We start from the raw sequence: 21,970 nt of genomic DNA, 5'->3' as shown, positions 1-21,970 counted from the left end.
GACACGACAGTGGGGGCGGTACCCGGATCCGGGTACCGCCCCCACTGTCGTGTCCGTCAGTCGCCGGACTCCTCGACGATCATCACGCCGTTGCCGTCCGGGTCCTCCACCGAGAAGAACGCGCCGAACGGGGCGTCGAAGACCGGCGACGCCTCCACGCCCGCCGAGGCCAGCTCGTTGTGCAGGCCCTTGACGTCCTTGCACGCCACGGAGATGTGCTGCGCTCCGGGGCGGAGGCCGCCCACGCCCCAGGTGGCGAGCACCACTGTGGTCTCGCCTCCCGGAGTGCCCAGCTGCAGCCAGCGCAGGCCCGGCTCCGGCGGCATCTCGTCCGGGGTCATCTCGTGGTCATTGATCACCTCGAATCCGAGGCGGGCGTAGAAGTCCTTCGCCTTGTCCTGGTCGGTGACCGGGATGGTGATCAATGTGATGTGGCTGATTCCCATGGAATTTCCCATCTCACGGCATATGGGCGAACAGTGCGATCATCCTACCGAACCGGTCCCCGTTGTGCATGCCTGAGACGCGCATGTCCGGCGCGGATTGTCATGGTCGCGCCGGACGAGTGCGATGGCGAGATCAGTTCGATTTCACCATTTCCCGGCGCAGGGTGTCGGCCGCGTTTCCGGTACGCATTTCACACACCCGGACGAGCGTGTCGTAGGCGACGAGCGCCCCGCGTACCGTCTCGTTGTAGAGATCCTGCGCGGCCACGCCGAGGTCGCGCATGGGCTGCATGAACAGCAGGAAGAACGCGTTGAAGTCGTACCCGTTCAGGATCTCCTCGCCGATCGGCTCCATGCGCTGGAGCAGCTGCACCCGCACCCGCAGCTTGCGCAGGTAGGCGATGCGCGCCTGGGCCATGCCGGCGAAGCCGCCCTCGCCGGCCTGAACCAGCCGGTTCTCGAAACACTCGTCCCGGCCCTTCGCCAGCGCGAGCGCGCTGTACCGCTGCAGCTCCCCGTACTCCCGGACGGCCGTGTCGATCTGCTCCACGGTCCCGTCCAGGGCGCGGAAGGTCTGCGAGTAGGTCTTCAGGACGCCCGCCATCTGCTCGGCCACGTTCGCGGCGTCGAACGAGCCGTCCGGTGACACGGCTCCGGCGGAGGCTTCGACGACGTACCGCACCGTGTCGTCCAGGCAGGCCAGCGAATCGAGGCAGTCGCGAACCGCACGCAGCGTCGCGCCGGTCGCGACCGCGTCGGACACCAGACCGGTGACGATCTCGGCGGCGTCCCCGGCGGCGTAGTTGGTCGGGGGGCACTCATTGTGTAGACCCAGTACACCCACAGCTTCCTCCCTCAATGGTGATCGAGCTCTCCCTCGACCCTAGGGGCGTCGCGGGGGCCGGGACTTCTCCTGTGTTGCCCGCCGGTACGACCGGCCGGGATAGGCAAGCGGCGAGAAGCCGGGCCGCGGACGGGCGCGAAGAATGATCGCGGAGAGCGCGGCGAACCTGCGGAAAGGGTGGTGCCCGATGCCCGGCGACGCGACGACGGATGCGGTGTCGACTCCGGAGCTGGCGGAGGTGTTCGACCGGGCGGCGCCACGCTACGACCGCACCGGCGTCCGCTTCTTCGGCCCGATCGGCGCTCGCCTGGTGGCGGGGCTCGATCTGCGCCCGGGTGAGGACGTGCTCGACGTCGGCTGCGGGCAGGGCGCCTGCACCGTTCCCGCCGCCCGCACCGTGGCGCCGAGCGGCTCGGTGATCGGGATCGACGTGGCACCGGCCATGGTGGAGGGCGCCCGCGCGGAACTCGCCGACGAGGGACTGACGAACGCGGAGGTACGGGTCGGTGACGCGGCCACACCCGGCTTCGCTCCGGCCCGTTTCGACGCTGTCGTCGCGGGCCTGGTGATGTTCATGCTGCCCGACCCGGCGGACGCCGCGGCCCGCTACCGCCGGCTGCTGCGCCCGGGCGGGCGCTTCGCGATGACCACGTTCGGCGCCGACGACCCCGCGTTCTTCCACGTCACCGACGCCGTCGTGCCGTACGTGGACGGTGGCATGCCCCCGGTACCCGGCCGCACCGACAACCCGTTGCGCTCGAAGGAGGGGATCCACCGCCTGCTGCGCGACGCCGGCTTCGCCGACACGCGGATCGAGGACGAGACGCTCGACCTGGAGTTCACCGACCCGCGGCAGTGGTGGGCCTGGCTGTGGCAGACGGCCGGCCGGATGGTGCTCGAGCGGGTGCCCGCGGAGCGGCTCGGTGCGGCACGGGCGGCCGCCGAGGCCCGGATGGAGGAGGTCGCCGCCGACCGCGGACGCCTGGTCGTGCACTGGAACGTCTGGTACTCGTACGCCACCGCCGGCTGACTCCGAGCCCGTCCCGAAGGGGGATCCGTCATGGCCGCAACCAGCCCGCCGACGTTGCAGGGCCTGCCGCTGTTCGGCAACGCCTTCGCCTTCATGCGTGACCCGGTCGCGCTGGCCCGCGCCGGCTACGCCGAGCACGGTCCCGTGTTCGCGCTGCGGATGGGGCCGCGGCGCTCGGTCGTCGTGGCCGGCGTCGCGGAGAGCCGGCACGCGATCGCGCTGCCCGAGACGATCCTCGCCGTCCAGCCGGTGTACCAGTGGCTGAAGCCCATGTTCGGCGCCGTCATGCAGGCCGCCGACCACCCGGACTACCTGCGTCAGCGGGCCGCGTTGCTGCCCGCCTTCCACAGCCGCAACCACGCGGACTACCTGGCCGCCATCATCGGTGAGACGAGCGACTGGATGGACCGGCTCGGCCCGCGCGGCGAGTTCGACGCGCGCGCCGACCTGGAGCGGCTGAGCATGGACATCGCCGTACGCCTGTTCCTGGGGTCCGGCTTCCGCGCCCGGCACGGCGACCGGTTCCGGTCGCTCTTCCTCGACATCGCGGCCGGGATGGAGTTCTTCCTGCCGGCCAACCTGCCGACGCCGCGCCTGCGCCGGCGCGACCGCGCGCGCCGGGAGATGTTCGAGCTGATGGGGCCGCACCTGCGGGCGGTCCGGGAGGATCCGGACACCGGCCGGTACGGCTTCCTGCCGCACCTGCTCGCGGGCGGCGCGGCCTTCGACGACGAGACCGTCATCGGGCTCATTCTGATCCTGGTGTACGCGGCGTACGAGACGACAGCGGCCCAGCTGGCCTGGTCGCTCATCCTGCTGCTGCAGCACCCGAAGGAACTGGCGGCGATGGAGGAGGAGATCGCCGACCTGCCCCGGCACGCCGGCGACTGGACCGTCACGGATCTGCACCGGCAGCGACGGCTGTTCGAGGCGCTGCTGGAGTCCCAGCGGCTGCGGCCGGTCACGACGCTGCTGACCCGGCAGACCGTCACCGCGTACGAGGTCGGCGGTTTCACCGTGCGGGCCGGCTGGCAGACGCTGTTCTGCCCGCCCGTGACGCACCGCGTGCCGGAGGTGTTCCCGGACCCGGACCGGTTCGACCCCGACCGGTTCAGCAGGGACCGCGACACGGACGGCCGGGCGGCGGCCGGCCTGCTCAACCTCGGCGGCGGCCTGCACGCCTGCCTGGGCGCCCGCTTCGCCGACCTGGAGATGAAGGCGGTGCTGGCGATGCTGACCCGCTCGTACGACATGGAACTGGGGATCGCCGAGCCGCGGCAGGCGCCGGGGCTGGGTGTGGCCCGGCCCGCGTCGTGCCCGGTGCGGTACACCGCCCGGTCCTGACCTCGTGGCCGTCGGTGGACCCGGTTCCACCGACGGCCACGGGCACCGGCGCGGCCGGGGCTCTCAGCGGACCTGCGCCCGCCTCGGCCCGGCCTGGGACTCGAGCATCAGCAGGGGGAACGCGAGCAGCAACGGCGGGTCCAGCAGGGCCGGCCGGCGCAGCGGGATGCCGACCGCGACGGTGGCCTGCGCCGCGACCGGCTCGTCGGGGATCTCGGCGGAGCCGACACTGATGCCGGCCGAGGGCTCCTCGGTGAGGACCTCGCCGATGGTCACGTCGGTGCGGGCGCTGACCGCGAGCACGCTCGCCCGGCCCGCCGTCGCGAGCGGTAGCGGGAACACCCCCGGCGAGAGGATCGCGGCGCAGGACGAGGGCCGTTGCTGCGGTATCCCGGACCGGAAGGTGGCGACCACGGTGAGGCCCGGGTGGCCGTCGGGGCGGGCCCCGACGTGGAGGAGCGCGAACGGCTGACGTGCGGGGGCCGGTGGGGTGGAGACCAGTTCGCGCAGGGGCACGTCCGCGACGGCCCGGCCGTACGTACGGAAGCGGCCGGGTGACACACCGACGAGGCGGGTGAACTGGGTGGTGAAGGTGCCGAAGCTGGAGTAGCCGACCGCCATGCTGATGTCGGTCGCGCTGGCGTCACTGCCGAGGAGCCGGCGTTTCGCCTCGGCCATCCGCACGGCGGTGAGGAACCGGCCCGGCGTGACGGCGGTCAGCATCCGGAACACGCGGTGGAAGTGGAACGGGCTCATCAGCGAGGCCCGGGCGATGTCGTGCAGCCGGTGTGGCTCGTCGAGGTGGCGCCGCATCGATGTCACCGCCTGGGTGATCGCTCCGATGTGTACGGAAGCGGCGGGCGCGGTGGTGGTCCCTGTTTCGTGGACGGCAGGCATGGGGCGTCGGACCTCCTGAGGGGATTGCGGAGATCGATCAACGACGGCAGCAGCAGGGCCGGATGGACGTCGGCGGAGCGCTGTCCGACTCGATGCTATAAATTCATATAGCAATCGGCAAGCCCATGAGAGCTATGTGTGAACAGTCCGCCACGGTAGGTGCTGCACCGGTTGGAGGGTAGCTGCGCCATTTTCGGCACCGGCAATCGATTTCATGGGTTTGTTTCCCGGCAGAGCGCATTCGCCACCGAGGGCACCGCGCCGAAACGGTCGAGCAGTTGCAGACCGATCCGGCGGATTGTCCGCAACATTCGATAGGACGTGCCGTGCTCGTCGTGCCGCGCCATCAGGAGCGACTTGTCGACCAGGCGGTTGAGCAGCGGGCGCAGATCGATCCGGACGTCCTGTTCGCAGTAGGAGCGGGCCGTCTTCTCGACCATGTCCGGGCTCACCGGTTCCTCCATCCCGCTGACCAGTGCGAGGCACTGCTGCTCGGCGAGCGTGAGCCGGTCCACTGTGCGTACCACCGCCGCGTGCAGCGAACGGTGGTGCGCGGGCGTGCCCCGGTGGCTCGCGTCCAGCAGCCGCAGCGGATCGCGGCACTGCTCGGCCAACTCGGGCAGACCGGTGGTGCGCAGCACGCGGGCGGCCAGTTCCAGCGCGAGCGGCAGGCCGTCGAGCCGGCGGCAGACGGTGGCGACCAGGGCGCAGTTGTCCTCGTCCACGGAGAAGGACGGGCATGCCTGGGTGGCGCGCCGCGCGAACAGCGCCACGGCGGGCACGCTCAGCAGCGCCACCGGGTCGGCCGGTGTCTCCGGCCCGGGCGGGCGGAGCGGGCCGATCGTCAGGATCGTCTCGTATGGCAGGCCGAGCAGTTCCCGTGAGGTGACCAGGACGCGAGCCTGCGGACAGGACCGCAACAGGTCGTCGACGAGCCCGGCGCAGGACTCCAGGACGTTCTCGGCGTTGTCCAGGAGGAGCAGGAGCTGCCGGCCGGCCAGATCGTCGAACGGCCGGGCCGCAGCGGCGTGACGCTGCGGGAGCATCGGGTGCAGGGTCCGCCGTACCGCGTCGGCCGCGTCCGCGGCGCCGCAGGCAGTGGCCAGGTCGACCACCGCGACGCCGTCGCGGAAGTCCCCCCTGGCGGCTGCTGCCGCCGCGCGCGCGACGGCGCTCTTGCCCACCCCCGCGGGCCCGCTCAGCGTGATCAGCCGCTGCTGGACGAGCAGGTCACGCAGCTGTCGCAGCTCGGCCTCGCGGTCGATCAGCGGGTCGACCGCCGGTCCCGGCCCGAGCCAGCCGCCGGCCGGAGGGCCCGGGACTCGGCTCCCGCCGGCGGCGACCAGTTGCCGGTGCACCCGGCGCAGCTCGTGGCCGGGTTCGACGCCCAGTTCGGCCTGCAGCCGGGTGCGGATCCGGTCGTAGTGGGACAGCGCCGAGGCGCCGTGGCCGGCGCGCCGCTGGGTCTCCAGGTAGAGCGCCTGCGCGGCCTCGTTGAGGGGGTCAACCTGGGCGAGACGTTCGGCGGTGGGCAGGACCGCGACGGCGCCCTTGCTGGTCAGGCCGGCCCGGACGTACGCCATCGCCACTGTGGTCCACTTTCCCCGGAGCAGGGTGACGTCCTCGCACCCGGGCAGCAGGGACTCGAGATCGGTGGTCAGCGAGGCGGGCCACTCGCCGAGTGCCCGGCGCAGCAGACCGTACGCCTCGCCGGCGGCGCCGGAGGCCAGCAGTTGCAGCCCGTGGTCCGCGTGGCTGTGGAAACGGCTGACATCCACCGCGTCCGGTGGCAGCCGAAGCTGGTAACCGGTGCCGCTGTGCCCGATCACGTTGGTGCGGCGCCGCGCCGGTGTGTCCGGCTCCATCACCTGGCGCAGCCGGGCGATGTACGTGTGCACCAGCGACTGCGGCGTGCCGGGCGGCTGGTTCTCCCAGAGCGCCTCGATGATCTCGTCGATCGGCACCGGGGTGCCGTGGCGCAGGGCCAGCAGGGCGATGATTGCCCGTTGTTTGCGGGGCCCGAGGTCGACCTTGCGGGAATCGATTACTGCGTGGGTGGCGCCGAGGACTTTAATCTCCACAATTGCCGCACGCAACACGTTGCCCCCAGGTCGCCCGTATCGACGTCAACCAACGTCAGAGTAGTAATTACTTCGGGAAACCTGAAGTGCACAAATATTGCGCCGTAAATTGGTTCTCTATATGTAGCCTGGGTTGCGTGCCGAGGACCGGGCGGCCGAAGGCCGAGTTGGTGTTGACCGACGAGGAGCGCGCGACGCTGGTGCGCTGGTCGCGTCGGGCGAAGTCCTCCCAGGCCCTGGCGCTGCGGTGCCGGATCGTCCTGGCGTGCGCCGAACCCGGGGCGACGAACGCCGCCGTGGCGGCCGACCTCGGGGTGTCGCGGCCGACGGTGGGGAAGTGGCGCAGCCGGTTCCTGCAGCGGCGTCTGGAGGGTCTGGCCGACCGCGACCGGCCCGGCCGGCCGCCGTCGATCGGCGCCGACCGGGTGGAGGAGGTGCTGGTGTCCACGCTGGAGGAGACACCTCCGGGTGCCACCCACTGGTCCCGCAGGTCGATGGCCGAGAGGACCGGGCTCTCGCGGTCGACGGTCGGGCGGATCTGGCGCCGATTCCACCTCAGGCCGCACCGGGATCCCCCGTTCAACCTGTCGACCGACCCGGTGTTCATGGCGAAGGTGGTCGACGTGGCCGGGTTGTATCTGAACCCGCCGGCCGGCGCGGTCGCGCTCGTGGTGCACGAGACGGCACGGATCCCGCCGGGACCGCCGACGGCGCCCGGCCGGCCTGTCCCGGAGCACCCGCGCGCCGGCGCCGCCGGCCTGTTCGCCGCGCGCACCGTGGCCGACGGCGCCACCGCGGGCCGCCGGTACCGGGCGGCGGATCTCAAGAGGTTCCTCGCCCGTGTCGACGCCTCGGTCCCCGCCGAGCTGGACGTCCACCTCATCTGGGACAACCACGGCGCGCACCACGCCCCGGCCATTACGTCCTGGCTGGACCGGCACCCCCGCTTCCGCGCGCACGTCACCCCGACCGCTTCGGCCTGGGTCACGCAGCTCGACCGCTGGTTCGGCTTCCTCGCCGAGCAGATGGTCCCGCGCGGCACCCCCCAGTCCGTGCAGGCCCTGGAGGCCGGCCTCAGCGCGTGGGTCGCGGAGCGGGACGAGAACCCAGGCCCGTTCACCTGGGCGAAGACGACCGACGAGATCATCGAATCCCTCGGTCGATTTAATCAACGGACATCTGGCGCGGGCGAGTAGTGAGATCAGCCGCGGAAACGCGATTTCGTTACTATATGTAATTCAAGTTTTACTCAAGAACGGATGTGCAGACTGGCGCCGCACGGACACTGTGGACCGACTCCGCGGGAGCGTCATGAGAACCGACAACGCCACGCTCGACGAAACCCGCCCCCGTAGCTGGCGCCGCCTGCTGCATCAGCCGGACCGCCTCGCCGACTTCACGGTCCGGGGCTTCGCGTCCGACCCGCCCGAGCTGCGCGCCAGGCTGGAGACCGCCGCGGGAACCTTCCTCGACGGCTTCAACGAGGGACTCGCCGCCCCCGCCGGCGCGCCTCCGCGATTCGACGACCAGCCGGACCACCTGCGCGGCTTCGCCGTCGAAGGGCTGGCCATGCAGGCCGCACTGCTCGACCTTCTCGTCCCGGGCAGCCGTCGGCTGCCGGCCGTGCTGCGCCTGCACGGCCCGGCCCACATCCACCTGATCCACGTCGGCGTGGGCTGGGCGATGGCCAAGCTGCGCTGGCCGTTCTGGGCCCGGCTGTCCGGCCTGGATCCGCTGCTGCGCTGGCTCGCGCTCGACGGCTGGGGCTTCTCGGCGGGCTTCTTCGCCGACGCCGGTGGGCTGCGCCGCATCACCGCCCACCCGCGCCGGTGCTCCGAGCGCTGCGCCATCCGCTACCAGGGCGTCGGCCGCAGCCTGTGGTTCCGGGGCACCGCGGTACCCACCCGGGTGGCGGACCTCGTCGGCACGCTGCCGCAGTGGCACCACGGCGACGCCTGGAGCGGTGTGGGCCTCGCCGCCGCGTACGCCGGCGGGGTGTCGCCGGAGGGACTCGCCACCCTGCGCGAGCGTGCCGGAGCGCACGCCGGTGACCTCGGCCAGGGTGTGGCCTTCGCCGCCGCCGCCTGGCAGCGCAGCGGCTGGACCCCGCCCGAACTCGCCACCACCGTGCACGCGCTCACCGGCACCGACCCGCGTACCGCCGCGGACTGGACCCGCGAGGCCGAGGCCGGGCTCCGCACGCCCGCCACCGGCCCGGTCGAGTACCAGACGTGGCGGCAGCGCATCCGGGCCCGCGTGCTGCTCGCGTCGCTCTGATCCGCCCGCGACCATCCGAGGGGGAACCTGTGCCGTCCGCTGTTCGTAGAACGCTCGTACCCGCCCTGGCCGTGCTGCTGTGTGTCGTGGCCGGTCTGTTCACCCGGCTGCCGTCGGTCTCCGCGTCCGACGCCGACGCCCTGAGCGCCCGCTTCGCCTTCACGTCCGCCCCGCTGAACGCCGCCGGGGACACCCGCCGGCTCCGCGAGGTCCAGCCCGCACTGGACCATCTCGCCGCGTGGATCTCCGCGGTCGGCGCGGGCGTCGGCCTCGGCGACTTCGACGGCGACGGCCTGCCGAACGACCGCTGCCTGGTCGACCCCCGCGACGACTCGGTCACCGTGGCGCCGGTGCCCGGCACCGGTGAGCGGTACGCCGCCGTCACCCTCCAGCCGGCGGGTGTCGCGTACGACGCCCGCACCACGGCGCCCATGGGATGCCTCCCCGCCGACTTCAACGGCGACGGCGCACTCGACGTCCTGGTGTACTTCTGGGGCCGCGTACCGCTGCTCTACCTGCGCCAGCCCGGCGGCGGCGCACCCGGCGCCGCCGGCTTCCGGGCGAGCGACGTGGTCGCTCCCGGCGAGATCTGGAACTCGACCACCGCGAACGTCCTCGACGTCGACGGCGACGGCGGCCTGGACATCCTGATCGGCAACTACTTCCCGGACGGCGCCCGGGTGCTCGACCGGACCGCCGCCGACGACCCGTTGATGCGGATGCAGGACTCCATGTCCCTGGGCCGCAACGGCGGCCGCAACCGCCTCCTGATGTTCGACGGGAACACCCCCACCGCCGGCGGCGCGCCCTTTCCCGCGTACGCCGACCGGTCCGACGCCTTCACCACCGACCAGGCGCGGGCCTGGACCCTGGCCACCGGGGCGCAGGACCTGACCGGCGACGGCCTGCCGGAGATCTACTTCGCCAACGACTTCGGGCCCGACAACCTGCTGGTGAACGAGTCCCGTCCCGGCCGGCCCGAGTTCCGCGAGGTGAGCGGCACGCGCGACCCGCTGGCCCCCAAGTCCAAGGTGATCGGGCACGACTCGTTCAAGGGCATGGGCGTCGCCTTCGACGACCTGAACGCCGACGGCCGGCCGGACCTGCTGGTCAGCAACATCACCTCGCCGTTCGCCCTGCAGGAGAGCAACTTCGCCTTCGTCAGCACGGGCGGCCGGTTCACCTCCGGGCGCGCGCCGTACCGGGACCGCAGCGAGGAACTCGGGCTGTCCCGCAGCGGCTGGGCCTGGGACATCAAGGCCGCCGACTTCGACGCCGACGGCCGCCGCGAGATCACCCAGGCGGTCGGCTTCCTGCACGGCGGGACCGACCGCTGGGCCGAACTCCAGGAACTCGCGATGGCCAACGACACCTTCCTGAAGTACCCGTGGGCCTGGCCGAACTTCCGGCCCGGCGACAGCCTGTCCGGGCACGAGCAGAACCCCTTCTTCGTACGTGGGCCGAACGGCCGGTTCGTCGACGTGTCGAAGCGGCTGGGGATGACGAGCACCCAGGCCTCCCGGGCCATCGCCGTCGGCGACGTCGACCACGACGGGCGGCTCGACATGGCGGTCGCCAACCAGTGGGCCGCCTCGGAGCTGTTCCGCAACACCGGTCCGGCGGCGACCCACCTCGGGCTGCGGCTGGTGGTGCCCACCACCAACGGCGCGACCCGGGCGGCGATCGGCGCCCGCGTCGAGGTGCGCCGCGCCGACGGTACGACGCTGACCGACCAGCTCTACCCCGCCAACGGACACACCGGCGTGAACGCCGACGAACTGTACTTCGGCCTCGGCGGCAGCCCGTCCGCCCAGGTCCGGATCACCTGGCGCGACGCCGCCGGACAGCACGAGACGAGCACCACGCTCGCCTCGGGCTGGCACACGGTCACGCTGCGACCCGAGTCCTGATCGAGGAGAGAACCATGGCCAACAAGGACCCCAGGATCGTCGCGCTGCGCCGGTTCGCCCTGTCCATCACCGTGTTCACGCTGCTGGGGCACACGGTCCTCGGATTCGAGCAGTCGTGGCTCACGCCGATCGCCGCGCTGCTCACCGCGTACACCCTCGAGCTTCTCCTGGAGACGCTCGAGGCCCGCGTCGAGCGCCGCCCGGTCCGCTACCGCGGCTCCGCCGTCGATCTCCTCAACTTCCTGCTGCCCGCGCACATCGGCGGCCTGGCCTGCGCGATGCTGCTCTACGGCAACGAGCGGCTGTGGCCCACCCTGTTCGCCGTCACCGTCGCGATAGCGAGCAAGTACGTGGTGCGGGTGCGCTTCACCGCCGGGGGACCGGCGAAGCACGTCCTCAACCCGAGCAACTTCGGCATCGTCGTGACGCTGCTCTGCTTCACCTGGGTGGGGATCGCACCGCCGTACCAGTTCACCGCGAACATCAACGGGATCTGGGACTGGGTGGTGCCCGGCGCGATCCTGGCCGCCGGCACGATGCTCAACGCCATGCTGACCCGGCGCGGGCCGCTGGTCGCCGCCTGGGTCGCGGGCTTCGCCGCGCAGGCGGTGCTGCGGTCGGTGATCTTCGACCACGCTCTGGTGGCGGCGCTCCTGCCGATGACCGGCGTGGCGTTCGTCCTGTTCACCAACTACATGATCACCGACCCCGGAACCACCCCGCACGCGCCGCGCCGGCAGGTCGTGTTCGGTCTGGCCACCGCGGCGGTCTACGGCACGCTGGTGCTCCTGCACATCGAGTTCGGGCTGTTCTTCGCGCTCACCACCGTGTGCGTCGGCCGCTGGGTGGTGATCGTGGCCGCCCGCCGGATCCGCGAGCGGCGGCAGCCGGTCACCGGACCCGGTGCGCCGCAACGCGCCTCCCAGCCCGCCGTCCCGGTCGGAGCCCAGGCATGACCGGCACGAGAGCCCCGATCGTCGTGGTGGGCATGGCCTGCCGGTACCCGGACGCCGCGGACCCGGGGCAGCTCTGGCAGACGGTGCTCGGGCGCCGGCGTGCCTTCCGGCCTCTGCCGCCGGAACGGCTGCCGGTCGCGGACTACCACCGGCCCGGACCCGACGAGGTCGACCACACGTACGTCGACCGCGCCGCCGTCCTCAGCGACTGGGTGTTCGACCGGTCCCGCTTCCACGTTCCCGGTGAGGTCTTCCGGGCGGTCGACCTGACCCACTGGCTGGCCCTGGAGGTGGCCGCGGACGCACTCGCCGACGCCGGCTGCCCGGCGGGCGCGGGCCTGCCGAACGACCGGGTCGGCGTGCTGCTCGGCAACTCGATGACCGGCGAGTTCAGCCGCGCCAACGGGCTCCGCCTGCGCTGGCCCTACGTGCAGCGGCTGCTCGCCGAGACGCTGGCGGGACTGGACCTGTCGGACGCCGAGCGGGAGAAACTGCTCGCCACCGCGGAGGACCGGTTCAAGGAGCCGTTCCCGCCGCCGGGCGAGGAGACGCTCGCCGGGGCCTTGTCCAACACCATCGCCGGCCGGATCTGCAACCACTTCGACTTCCACGGCACCGGCTACACGGTCGACGCCGCCTGCGCCTCATCGCTGATGGCGGTCGCCACGGCCGCCCGGATGCTCGCCGACGGCGATCTCGACGTCGCGCTGGCGGGCGGTGTGGACCTCAGCCTCGATCCGCTGGAGCTGGTCGGCTTCGCCCGCGTGGGCGCGCTGGCCACCGGCGACATGCGGATCTACGACTCGCGGCCGACCGGGTTCCTGCCGGGGGAGGGCTGCGGGATCCTGGTCCTGTGCCGTGAGGACTTCGCCGCGGAACACGGCCTGCGGCCGTACGCGCGGCTGCACGGCTGGGGCACGTCGTCGGACGGCAACGGCGGGCTGACCCGGCCCGAGCCCGCCGGCCAGCTGCTCGCGCTGCGGCGCGCGTACGACCGGTCGGGTCTCGCTCCCGAGCAGGTGTCGTTCGTGGAGGGGCACGGCACCGGCACCGCTGTCGGCGACGAGACCGAACTGTCCGCGCTGCGGGACCTGCACGCCGGCCGCCGCCTCCCGGCGGTGCTCGGCAGCGTGAAGGCGAACATCGGGCACACCAAGGCGGCGGCCGGAGTCGCCGGGATGATCAAGGCCGTACTCGCGATCCACCACCAGGTGATCCCGCCGACCACCGGCTGCGAGTCACCGCATCCCGCCCTGGCCGCCGTCGGGTCGCCGCTGGTGGTGACCGACGAACCGACGCCGTGGCCCGGCCCGGACCGGTACGCGTCGGTCAGCGCCATGGGCTTCGGCGGCATCAACGCCCACGTGGTGCTGGGCGGGATCACGCCCACCACCCGCCGGGTCGTCACCGACGCCGAGCGCCGGGCCGCCCGCCCCCTGCCGTCCCACGAGGTGGTGGTGTGCGCGGCGGCCGACCGCGCGGCCCTGACCGCGCGGCTGACCGACCTGGCCGACCTGGCCGGCCGGCTGTCCCGGGCGGAACTGGGTGATCTAGCGGCCACGCTGGCCGCGGAGCCGGTCGCCGAGGGCGCCGTCCGGTTCGCCGCCGTGGTACGCGACCCGGACGGCCTGGTCCGCGCCGCCCGGCGCGCCGTGACCGCGCTGGCCGACGCGGACACCGAGCTGTTCGACCCGGAGGCCGGTGTCTTCCTCGGCGCCGGCGCGGCGCCCCGGATCGGTTACCTGTTCTCCGGACAGGGATCCCCGGTCCGTCCGGGCGCGGGCGCGCTGGGGGAACTGCTCGACGGGCCGCTCGCCGGGTACGACTCGGAGGTCGAGATCGCGGCGGGCGGCGTTCCGGACACCGCAGTCGCCCAGCCCGCCATCCTGCGGGCCTCGCTCGCCGGTCTGACCTGGCTGCGCCGGCTCGGCGTGGAGGCCGAGGCGGCCGTCGGGCACAGCCTCGGCGAGATCGGCGCGCTGTGCTGGGCGGGGGCAGTGGACGACAAGGAAGCCCTCGACCTGGTACGCGTTCGCGGCCGGCTGATGAGCGACGCGCCGGGTCGCGGCGCGATGGCCGCCGTCGCCGGGCCCGCGGACCGGGTCCGCGAGCTGCTCCGCCCGGGCCCGGTCGTGGTCGCCGGGGAGAACAGCGCGGAGCAGTGCACGGTGTCCGGCCCGGCCGCGGAGGTGGCCCGGTTCGTCGCCGGCGCCCCGTCCGCCGGCCTGCGGGCCACCGCACTGCCGGTCTCGCACGCCTTCCACTCGCCGATGATGGCTCCCGCGAGCCGCGCCCTGCGCGATCACCTCACCGGACTCGCCGGGCGGGCACCCCGACGGCCGGTCTGCTCCACGGTGACCGGTGACTGGCTCGACACCGGCACCGACCTCGCCGACCTGCTCACCCGTCAGCTCGTCGAACCGGTCCGCTTCCGCGACGCGCTGGCGCGCCTGGCCGAGCGAACCGACCTGCTGATCGAGGTGGGCCCCGGCGCCGTACTGGCCGGGCTGGCCGCGGGCCTGCCGGACGCCCGCGTGGTGGCTCTCGACTCGGGCGCGCCCGGCCCGCACGGCATCGCCACGGTGACCGCCGCGCTGTTCGCGACGGGCGCCGGTCCGGACGTGGGCGCCTACTACGCGCACCGGGCGTGCCGCCGGCTCACGCCGGACTGGCGGCCGGTCTTCCTGCGCAACCCCTGCGAGGGCACCGGCGGGCCGGCGCGGTCGCCGCAGCCGCCTCGTCCCCGTCCGGCGCCCGCCACGCCGACATCCGCCCCGCCCGTGGTCACCGTGGACGACACCGACCTGCTGAGCGCCGTCACCCGGCGGGTGGCGGCCATGGTCGAACTCGACGCGGCCACGCTGCGCCCGGACACCCGGCTCGTCGCCGACCTGCACCTCAGCTCGCTGCGGGTCAGCCAGCTCGCCGTGGACGCCGCCGCGGCGGTCGGCCGGTCGGCGCCCGCGGTCCCGGCCGCCCTGGCCGACGCCACCATCGAACAGCTCGCCGCGATGCTCGCCACGCTGCCCGCAGCCGGGGAGGTCGACGCCCCGCCGGCCGGCATCGCCAGTTGGGTGCGCGCCTTCACCGACCGGTTCGTCGAGTCGGCCGCCCCGACGACCAGGCCGGGCGCCCGGCGCGGGTGGACGGTGCTCGGTACCGAGGACCACCCGCTGAGCAAGGGGGTGGCCGAGCACTTCCCGCTCGCCGACACCCCGGACGCGCGGTTGCTGCTGCTGCCACCGGGCCTCACGGTGCCGGCGGAGCTGGTCGTGACCGCGCTGCGCGCCACCGCGGCCGACGGGCTGCCGCTCGTGGTGCTGCACCACGGCGGCGTGGGTGCCGCGGTCGGCCGCAGCATCGCCATGGAGCGGCCGGGCGCCGCGGTGATGGTCGCCGAGACCCCGGTGGACGACCGCTGCCTCAAGCTCGTCGCCGAGGCGTCCGTCGACTGGACCGGCTACGTCGAGGTCGTCTACGACGAGGACGGTGTCCGCACCACCCGGGTCGCCGCTCCGCTCGCGCTGTCCCGCCGGGACGAGCGCATCCCGTTGGCTTCGGGCGACGTGCTGCTGGTCACCGGCGGGGCGAAGGGCATCGGGCTGGAGTGCGCCGCCGCGGTGTGCCAGGCCACCGGCGCCACGGCGGTGCTCTTCGGGCGCAGCCCCGGCACGGACCCGGAGGTCCGGGACGGTCTGGACCGGCTGACCGCGCTCGGGATCACCGCCGGCTACCACGCCGTCGACGTCAGCGACGGGCCCGCCGTCACCGCCGCCGTCACCGCTGTCCAGGAGCGGTACGGACCGGTACGCGGGCTGCTGCACGCCGCCGGCCACAACACGCCGCGGCGGATCGAGGACGTGACCGTCGAGGGTCTCCGCGCGACGCTGGCACCGAAGGCCGACGGCTTCGACCACCTGGTCGCGGCCCTCGGCGACGATCTGCGCTTCGCCGTCGCCTTCGGATCCGTCATCGGGCGCACCGGGTTGACCGGCCAGTCGGAGTACGCCGTAGCCAACGAGTGGCTCGCCCGGCGCTGCGCGGAACTGACGCGGGAGCGGCCCGGCACCCGTTGGCTGACGGTGCAGTGGTCGGCCTGGTCCGGCGTCGGTATGGGGGTCCGCCTCGGCGTCCTCGACGCGCTGGTGCGCGACGGGCTCGAGCCGATCAGCGTCCCGGCCGGCACCGACCTGCTGTTGCGCCTGCTGGCGGCGCCGGACACCGGGCCGTGCGTGCTGGCCGCCGGCCGGCTGCCCGCCGGACCGACCCTGCGCTACCGCGACGACGACCGCACCAGCGGGCGGTTCGCCGAGCGGGTGCTGGCGCTGACGCCGGGGGTGGAGAGCGTCCTCGGCGCCACCCTGACCGCCGGCACCGACCCCTACCTGTCCGACCACGTCGTCGACGGCGTCCCGCTGCTGCCCGCCGTGCTGGGGCTGGAGGCGATGACGCAGGCCGCCACAGCGCTCACCGGGGCGCCGGGGACACCGGTGCGCCTCACCGGCGTACGGCTCGAACGGCCGGTGACGGTGACCGACCGGCGCGACATCCGGGTCGCGGCGCTGGTCCACGACGACGGCCGGGTGGAGACCGCGCTGCGCAGCGACGACACCGGCTTCGCGGTGGACCACTTCGCGGCGGTCGTGACCACCGGCGCCGTGCCGGCACCCGATCCGGCGGTGCCGGCGCCGGCCGTGCGGCTCGGGGAGCCGGGCCTGCCGGCGACGGGCCTCTACGGCGGCCTCTACTTCCACGGGCCCGCGTTCCGGCGGGTGCGCGGATATCACGCGCTGAGCGCGTACCGGTGCGTGTTCTCGGTCCGCGCCGAACCCGGCACCGCGTGGTTCGGCATGTACCTCGACGCGTCGCTGCGGCTCGGCGACCCGGGCGCCCGTGACGCCGTGCTGCACGGGCTGCAGGGCTGTGTCCCGGACCGGCGCGTGCTTCCGGTCTCCGTCGAGCGGATCAGCGTGTGGCACCGGCCGTCCGGCGTGCTCACCGTCACCGCCCGGCAGCGCGCGGAGGACGGTGCCGAGTTCGTCTACGACGTGCTGGTGACCGACGAGTCGGGACGCCCGGTCGAGGAGTGGACGGGGCTGGTCCTGCGCGCGGTGGCCGAGATCGGCTGGTCCGAGATGCCGGCGTTCCTCGCCGGTCCGGCAGTGGCCCGGCGGCTGCGGCACCGGCATCCCGGCATCGACGCCGCGGTGCTCCCCGCGACGCGCGGCGACGGCGGACCCACCGTCCGGTTGGCCGACTGGCTCGACGGCGGCGCGCTGGGCGAGCCCGCAGGCGCACGGCACGCCGGTGACGGTCGGGTCACGGCGCCGGGCGGCGGTGGCGTCTCGGCCAGCCACCTCGACGACCTCGTGCTCGTGACGGTGGCCCCGGGCCCGGTCGGCGTCGACTGGGAACGTGTGGACGACCGCCCGCCGCCGCTGGAGGAACGGCACCGGGCCCTCGCCGTGCGGCTGGCCGCCGAGTCCGGGGAGGACGAGGCCGTCGCGGCCGTCCGCGTGTGGACGGCGATCGAGGTGACCCGCAAGCTCGGGCTCGGGCCCTCGGCGCCGCTGGTGTTCACCGGCCGGGAGCCGTCCGGCACGCTCGGCCTGCGCAGCGGCGACCACGTGCTGAGCAGCGTGCTGCTGCGGACGGCCGGGGACGCGCGGCAGGTGGCGGTGTGCGTGGGGACGCCGGCATGAGCGCCCCGGTCTACCGCTACCGGCACCGGGTGACGTTCGACGAGACGAACCTGGTGGGAAACGTCTACTTCGCCCACTACGCCCACTGGCAGGGGCACTGCCGGGAGCACTTCCTCGCCGAGCAGGCGCCCTCCGTGCTCGCCGCCCTGTCGGACGGGCTGGCGCTGGTCACCGTGTCGATGTCGGTCGACTTCTACGCCGAGAGCCACGCCTTCGACACGGTCGAGATCGAGATGTCGCTCGTCGAGCTCAACGGCAATCGCATCACGATGGGCTTCGACTATCGCCGGGTCCGCCCGGACGGCGCTCCCGCCGAGCTGATCGCGCGGGGCCGGCAGACGGTGGCCGTGATGGAGCGGGTCGACGGCCAGTTGCAGCCCGCCCCGGTGCCGGCCGACCTGGCGGCCGCGCTCGCCGTCTACCGCCGTCCCGCGGCGGGGGTGTGGGTCCGATGACAGTCGGCGTCATCGGCTGCGGGCGGATGGGCGTCGCCGTCACCCGGGCGGTCGCCGCCGCGCGCTGCAGCGTGCTGCTCGCCGGACGGACACCCGGGGCGGCGGCCGCCGCCACCGCCGGCGTACGGGGGGCGTTCGCCGCCGACATCCGCGTCGTCCTCGAACGGGCCTCCCTCGTCGTGCTCGCCGTTCCGCTCGGTCCGGCCTGCCGGGTGCTGACCGAGATCCCGGTGCCGGGCCGGGGCCGTCCGCTCCTGGACGTCACCAATCCGGCCCTCGGCGGCGAGGAGGTGCCGCCCGGCTCGTCGGGGGCCCGCCTGATCGCGGCGGCGGCACCCCCCGGCTGGCATGTCGTCAAGGCGCTGAACACCGTGCCCGCGGCGATGGTCGGCGAGCCGCTCTGCGGAGGGCTGCCGGTCTCCCTGCCGCTGGCCGGCGACGACGCCGGGGCCAAGGAGGTCGCCGGTGCGCTGCTGTCCCGGCTCGGCTTCGCGCCGATCGATGTCGGCGGGCTCGAACACGCCCGGGAGTTGGAGTCGCTGGCCATGCTCCTCCAGGCCGTCAACCAGCGCCACGGCGTACACGGGCGGATCGGGCTGCACATCTGCGGCCCGGACGGCCCGGTGCGGTCGCTCCACACACCCGCGGTGCCGGGTGTGCGTCTCCCGTAACCGATCACCCATCGAGGAGGAACCATGTCCGTAGCCGACCGGGAAGCAGTCCCGGTAGTCACCGTCGACGCGACACCGCAGGGCCGCACCGCCACGGCCCTCGGCTTCGCCGTGGCGGGCGCGGTGGCCGGGGTGCTGCTCGCCGTCGCCTGGTCCTTCACCTTCGTCGACTCGGTGATCGGCGACAACATCGCCAACTCGCTCCTGGGTCACGACGCCAAGGCGACGGCGATCGGCGGCTCCGTCGCCGGGCTCGCCTTCGCCTTCGTGTCCGGCCTCGCCGGCACGTTCACCGCCTGCAACGTCGCCGCGTTCGGGATGGTCCCGCAGGTCACCAGGGAGACGACGAGGTCTGGACTGCGCGGGCTGCTCGCCCCGCTGGGCTGGCTCACCGCCGGCAGCATGGCTGTCGCGCTGACCTACGGCGCCGTGGGCGTGCTGCTCGGGGACCGCCTGCCGCAGCTGTCCACCGCGACCACGGCCGGCGGCGTACCGGTGCGGCTCGTGCAGGCGTCCGTCGTCTTCGGGCTGGCCGGCCTGGCCCTGCTCTACCTCGGCCTGGCGGCGTTGAAGCTGGTTCCGGATCCGTTCGCCGGCCGGCCGCGGGCCCGCCTGGTCGCGATGGGCGTCATCATCGGCGCCTTCCTGATCGGCCGCCCGTTCCCGCTCTTCCACAAGCTCTTCCTCTACGCGGTGGCCGACGACAACCCGGCGTACGGCGCGGCCGTCTTCGGCCTGCAGACGCTCGGCAACATGCTGGTGATGGTCCTCGTCGTGGTGATCGCGTCGAGGCTGACCGGCGGGCGCCTGCTCACCGCCCCGAGCCGGCGCGGCACCGTGCTGTCGGGCGTCGCGCTGGTGCTCGTCGGCGTGTTCCTCATCGTCTACTGGGACGTACGGGTGCCGGCCCTCTTCGGCGTGGGCTGGTTCCCGACCGCTCCCTGGAACTGAGCCCTGCCGCCCCGCTGCCGGTGCCGGCTCAGCCGGCACCGGCAGCGGGGCCGGTCCCTGTCCGGCGGCGTGCCGCACCGGTCGGTAGGCGGGTGACCTGCGTTACCTCTCGCCGAGACGGGAATGTGATCACCGGGGGCGCATTTGACTCAGTGTGTGAGTGCCGCACCCTCCCGCGCCCGGTCGCACGACCGGGCCGGGACGCCCCAGACGACCGATGCCGCCCCGACGCCCACCCCTGGTGACCTGATGAGCCGAGGCCAGCGGCTGAAGCTCGTGCTGGTCCTCGGCTCGCTGATCGCCGTGGGTCCGCTGACGATCGACATGTACCTGCCCGCGCTGCCCGCGATCGTCACGGACTTCGCCACCACGTCGGCGGCGGTCCAGTTGACGCTCACCGGCACGCTCGCCGGGCTCGCCGTCGGGCAGCTGCTGATCGGGCCGCTGTCGGACGCGGTCGGACGGCGCCGCCCGCTGATCGCCGGCCTCCTGCTGCACATCGTGGCGTCGGCGCTGTGCGTGATCGCCCCGAACGTCGCCGTCCTCGGCGTCCTGCGCGTCGTGCAGGGCCTCGGCGTCGCCGCGACCGCCGTGGTGGCGATGGCGGTGGTGCGTGACCTGTTCAGCGGCGCGGCGTTCGCCACCCTGCTGTCCCGGCTGCTGCTGGTGATGGGCGCGGCCCCGGTCCTCGCCCCGACGCTGGGCGGCGGCGTGCTGCGGTGGACCGACTGGCGCGGCGTGTTCGTGGTCCTGGCCGTGTTCGGGGTGCTGCTCGTCGTGCTGGCCACCCTCGCCCTGCCCGAGACGCTGCCGCCGGCCCGGCGCCGGCGCGGCGGAGTCGTCGCGACCGTGCGGACGTACGGCGGGCTGCTGCGGGACCGGGTCTTCGTCGGCCTGGTCCTGGTCGCCGGGCTCGCCATGGCGGCGCTGTTCGCGTACGTCGCGGGGTCGTCGTTCGTGCTGCAGGACGGGTACGGGCTCGACGAGCAGCAGTTCGGCCTGGCGTTCGGCGCGGGCGCGATCGGCCTGATCGGCGCCACCCAGTACAACGTGCGGCTGCTGCGCCGCTACCCGTCGCAGTGGATCCTGGTGACCTCGCTGGCGGCGGGAACGGTGGCCGGGCTGGCCCTGGTGGTGTTCGCCGCGACCGGCTTCGGTGGGCTGCCCGCCCTGCTGGTGTCGCTGTGGCTGGTGCTGGCTGCGGCGGGCCTGGCCATGCCGAACGCCCCGGCGCTGGCGCTGTCCCGACACGGGGAGGCGGCCGGCACCGCCTCGGCCCTGCTCGGCGCCGTGCAGTTCGGCGTGGGCGCGGTGGCCGCGCCGCTGGTGGGCGTGCTCGGCACCGGCGCGGTGGCGATGGCGCTGGTGGTGGCCGGCGGCATGGTGGCGGCGCTGGTGGTGCTGCTGGTCGTCGTCCGGCCGTCCCAGCTCGCCGGCCTGGAGGCGGCACCGGCGGTCGCTGTCGCGCACTGACCCGGCCGCCCGGATCGCGCCGGGTGCGCGCGGTGCCTACGCTGCTGCCATGACCGCCCCGGCCCGCATCCTGGTCGAGGGGATCCACGGCTCCGGCAAGTCGACGCTCGCCGCGCATCTGGCGCAGCGGTTCGGCCTGCCCTGGTATCCGGTCGACGACCTGCTGTGGGAGCCGGGCTGGGTCGAGGTGCCGGTGGCCGAGCAGCGTCGCCGGATCGAGGCGATCTGCCGGCGCGACAGGTGGATCCTCGACGGCGCGTACCACGGCTGGCGGGACGTGGTCCTCGGCCGCGCCGACCTGGTGATCGGCCTGGACTACCCGCGCGGGGTCTCGTTCCGGCGGCTGCTGCGGCGCACGCGGCGGCGGCTGGCCGGCGGGGAGCTGATCTGCAACGGCAACCGGGAGACGCTGCGCAGCGTGCTGTCCCGGGACTCGATCCTGGTGTGGCACCTGACCGGGTTCGGCCGGGCACGCCGTCGCCTGCGGGCCTGGGCGGCCGACCCGGCCGGGCCGCCGGTGCTGCTGTTCGACGACCAGGCCGCGCTCGACGACTGGCTGGCCGGGCGCGCGCCGGTCCGTCCGCCGGGCGGCTGACCGGCGTCGCCGCGTTCCCAGCCGGATCCCAGTGGGCGGGCGGAGGCTGGCCGCCGGGCCCGCCGCCCGGTGGCGCCCCGGACGGCGACGAGGAGAGGAGGTGACGCATGCGGAGGTTGCTGATCGTCACGATGCTGGCCGCCACCGCCCTCACCGTCGGCCCGGTGCCGTCGGCCGGTGAACCACCGGCGGTGCGGTACCGCGCCGACGTACGCGACCCGCCACCGACCGGACCACCCGGACTGGCCGCGGACGAGATCCCGGACCCGCCACCGGAGCGGGACAAGGGATAGACCGGATGCCGGGGGCGCCGGTATCGGCGTTCCCGGCATCCGCCG

Annotated in this window: 17 protein-coding genes; 13 read left to right on the top strand and 4 right to left on the bottom strand. The window is 73.8% G+C overall.

Going from position 1 to position 21,970, the window contains the following annotated elements; all coding sequences use genetic code 11:
- Positions 1 to 56: 56 nt before the first annotated feature.
- Positions 57 to 446, bottom strand: a complete 390-nt coding sequence (locus OC439_RS18845; protein WP_167796872.1) for a VOC family protein — start codon at positions 444 to 446, stop codon at positions 57 to 59.
- Positions 447 to 579: 133 nt separating this feature from the next.
- Complete coding sequence (locus OC439_RS18840) at positions 580 to 1,290, bottom strand: hypothetical protein (protein WP_262014563.1); 711 nt, start codon at positions 1,288 to 1,290, stop codon at positions 580 to 582.
- 187 nt (positions 1,291 to 1,477) lie between these two features.
- Here OC439_RS18840 and OC439_RS18835 point away from each other — a divergent pair, with 187 nt between their 5' ends.
- Both OC439_RS18835 and OC439_RS18830 read left to right on the top strand, forming a co-directional pair.
- Positions 1,478 to 2,320 (top strand): class I SAM-dependent methyltransferase, encoded by an 843-nt coding sequence (locus tag OC439_RS18835; protein WP_262014562.1) that lies wholly within the window; start codon positions 1,478 to 1,480, stop codon positions 2,318 to 2,320.
- A gap of 30 nt (positions 2,321 to 2,350) precedes the next feature.
- Positions 2,351 to 3,664 (top strand): cytochrome P450, encoded by a 1,314-nt coding sequence (locus OC439_RS18830; RefSeq protein WP_262014561.1) that lies wholly within the window; start codon positions 2,351 to 2,353, stop codon positions 3,662 to 3,664.
- 63 nt (positions 3,665 to 3,727) lie between these two features.
- Here the strand turns inward: OC439_RS18830 and OC439_RS18825 are convergent, their stop codons facing one another.
- Both OC439_RS18825 and OC439_RS18820 read right to left on the bottom strand, forming a co-directional pair.
- Positions 3,728 to 4,477 (bottom strand): helix-turn-helix domain-containing protein, encoded by a 750-nt coding sequence (locus OC439_RS18825; protein ID WP_262014560.1) that lies wholly within the window; start codon positions 4,475 to 4,477, stop codon positions 3,728 to 3,730.
- Between the two features lie 296 nt (positions 4,478 to 4,773).
- Complete coding sequence (locus OC439_RS18820) at positions 4,774 to 6,657, bottom strand: BTAD domain-containing putative transcriptional regulator (RefSeq protein ID WP_262014559.1); 1,884 nt, start codon at positions 6,655 to 6,657, stop codon at positions 4,774 to 4,776.
- 122 nt (positions 6,658 to 6,779) lie between these two features.
- Between OC439_RS18820 and OC439_RS18815 the strand changes: the two genes are divergently transcribed.
- From OC439_RS18815 to OC439_RS18765, 11 genes are all read left to right on the top strand, one after another.
- Positions 6,780 to 7,838 carry an IS630 family transposase gene (locus tag OC439_RS18815; RefSeq protein WP_262014558.1) on the top strand — a complete coding sequence of 353 codons (1,059 nt, stop codon included), beginning with the start codon at positions 6,780 to 6,782 and terminating at the stop codon, positions 7,836 to 7,838.
- Between the two features lie 115 nt (positions 7,839 to 7,953).
- On the top strand, positions 7,954 to 8,919 hold the full coding sequence (locus OC439_RS18810) for a DUF1702 family protein (RefSeq protein WP_262014557.1): 966 nt from the start codon (positions 7,954 to 7,956) through the stop codon (positions 8,917 to 8,919).
- 29 nt (positions 8,920 to 8,948) lie between these two features.
- Positions 8,949 to 10,829 (top strand): CRTAC1 family protein, encoded by a 1,881-nt coding sequence (locus OC439_RS18805; protein ID WP_262014556.1) that lies wholly within the window; start codon positions 8,949 to 8,951, stop codon positions 10,827 to 10,829.
- A 14-nt stretch (positions 10,830 to 10,843) separates the two neighbouring features.
- On the top strand, positions 10,844 to 11,785 hold the full coding sequence (locus OC439_RS18800; RefSeq protein ID WP_262014555.1) for an enediyne biosynthesis protein UnbU: 942 nt from the start codon (positions 10,844 to 10,846) through the stop codon (positions 11,783 to 11,785).
- Positions 11,782 to 17,487: a type I polyketide synthase gene (locus tag OC439_RS18795; RefSeq protein WP_262014554.1), complete on the top strand. Its 5,706-nt coding sequence runs from the start codon at positions 11,782 to 11,784 to the stop codon at positions 17,485 to 17,487. The genes OC439_RS18800 and OC439_RS18795 overlap by 4 nt, the downstream gene beginning before the upstream one ends.
- Positions 17,484 to 17,942 carry an acyl-CoA thioesterase gene (locus OC439_RS18790; protein ID WP_262014553.1) on the top strand — a complete coding sequence of 153 codons (459 nt, stop codon included), beginning with the start codon at positions 17,484 to 17,486 and terminating at the stop codon, positions 17,940 to 17,942. Before OC439_RS18795 ends, OC439_RS18790 begins: the two co-directional genes overlap by 4 nt.
- On the top strand, positions 17,939 to 18,613 hold the full coding sequence (locus OC439_RS18785; RefSeq protein WP_262014552.1) for an NADPH-dependent F420 reductase: 675 nt from the start codon (positions 17,939 to 17,941) through the stop codon (positions 18,611 to 18,613). Before OC439_RS18790 ends, OC439_RS18785 begins: the two co-directional genes overlap by 4 nt.
- Positions 18,614 to 18,637: 24 nt before the next feature.
- Positions 18,638 to 19,564, top strand: a complete 927-nt coding sequence (locus OC439_RS18780; protein WP_262014551.1) for a hypothetical protein — start codon at positions 18,638 to 18,640, stop codon at positions 19,562 to 19,564.
- Positions 19,565 to 19,813: 249 nt separating this feature from the next.
- Positions 19,814 to 21,037, top strand: a complete 1,224-nt coding sequence (locus OC439_RS18775) for a multidrug effflux MFS transporter (RefSeq protein ID WP_262014568.1) — start codon at positions 19,814 to 19,816, stop codon at positions 21,035 to 21,037.
- A 49-nt stretch (positions 21,038 to 21,086) separates the two neighbouring features.
- Positions 21,087 to 21,632, top strand: a complete 546-nt coding sequence (locus tag OC439_RS18770; RefSeq protein ID WP_262014550.1) for an adenylate kinase — start codon at positions 21,087 to 21,089, stop codon at positions 21,630 to 21,632.
- A gap of 107 nt (positions 21,633 to 21,739) precedes the next feature.
- Complete coding sequence (locus OC439_RS18765) at positions 21,740 to 21,925, top strand: hypothetical protein (protein ID WP_262014549.1); 186 nt, start codon at positions 21,740 to 21,742, stop codon at positions 21,923 to 21,925.
- The last annotated feature ends 45 nt before the right edge of the window (positions 21,926 to 21,970 follow it).

The sequence above is a fragment of the Micromonospora sp. Mcm103 genome (assembly GCF_024519755.1).
Taxonomy (GTDB): Bacteria; Actinomycetota; Actinomycetes; order Mycobacteriales; family Micromonosporaceae; genus Micromonospora; species Micromonospora aurantiaca.
Note: the sequence above shows the minus strand (reverse complement) of the source record. Positions and strands in the feature narration are given on the sequence as shown.

Coding starts and splice junctions, on each gene's coding strand:
- OC439_RS18845 (WP_167796872.1), bottom strand. CDS start 446: ATGGGAATCAGCCACATCACATTGATCACCATCCCGGTCACCGACCAG.
- OC439_RS18835 (WP_262014562.1), top strand. CDS start 1,478: ATGCCCGGCGACGCGACGACGGATGCGGTGTCGACTCCGGAGCTGGCG.
- OC439_RS18830 (WP_262014561.1), top strand. CDS start 2,351: ATGGCCGCAACCAGCCCGCCGACGTTGCAGGGCCTGCCGCTGTTCGGC.
- OC439_RS18825 (WP_262014560.1), bottom strand. CDS start 4,477: ATGCGGCGCCACCTCGACGAGCCACACCGGCTGCACGACATCGCCCGG.
- OC439_RS18810 (WP_262014557.1), top strand. CDS start 7,954: ATGAGAACCGACAACGCCACGCTCGACGAAACCCGCCCCCGTAGCTGG.
- OC439_RS18800 (WP_262014555.1), top strand. CDS start 10,844: ATGGCCAACAAGGACCCCAGGATCGTCGCGCTGCGCCGGTTCGCCCTG.
- OC439_RS18795 (WP_262014554.1), top strand. CDS start 11,782: ATGACCGGCACGAGAGCCCCGATCGTCGTGGTGGGCATGGCCTGCCGG.
- OC439_RS18790 (WP_262014553.1), top strand. CDS start 17,484: ATGAGCGCCCCGGTCTACCGCTACCGGCACCGGGTGACGTTCGACGAG.
- OC439_RS18785 (WP_262014552.1), top strand. CDS start 17,939: ATGACAGTCGGCGTCATCGGCTGCGGGCGGATGGGCGTCGCCGTCACC.
- OC439_RS18780 (WP_262014551.1), top strand. CDS start 18,638: ATGTCCGTAGCCGACCGGGAAGCAGTCCCGGTAGTCACCGTCGACGCG.
- OC439_RS18775 (WP_262014568.1), top strand. CDS start 19,814: ATGAGCCGAGGCCAGCGGCTGAAGCTCGTGCTGGTCCTCGGCTCGCTG.
- OC439_RS18770 (WP_262014550.1), top strand. CDS start 21,087: ATGACCGCCCCGGCCCGCATCCTGGTCGAGGGGATCCACGGCTCCGGC.
- OC439_RS18765 (WP_262014549.1), top strand. CDS start 21,740: ATGCGGAGGTTGCTGATCGTCACGATGCTGGCCGCCACCGCCCTCACC.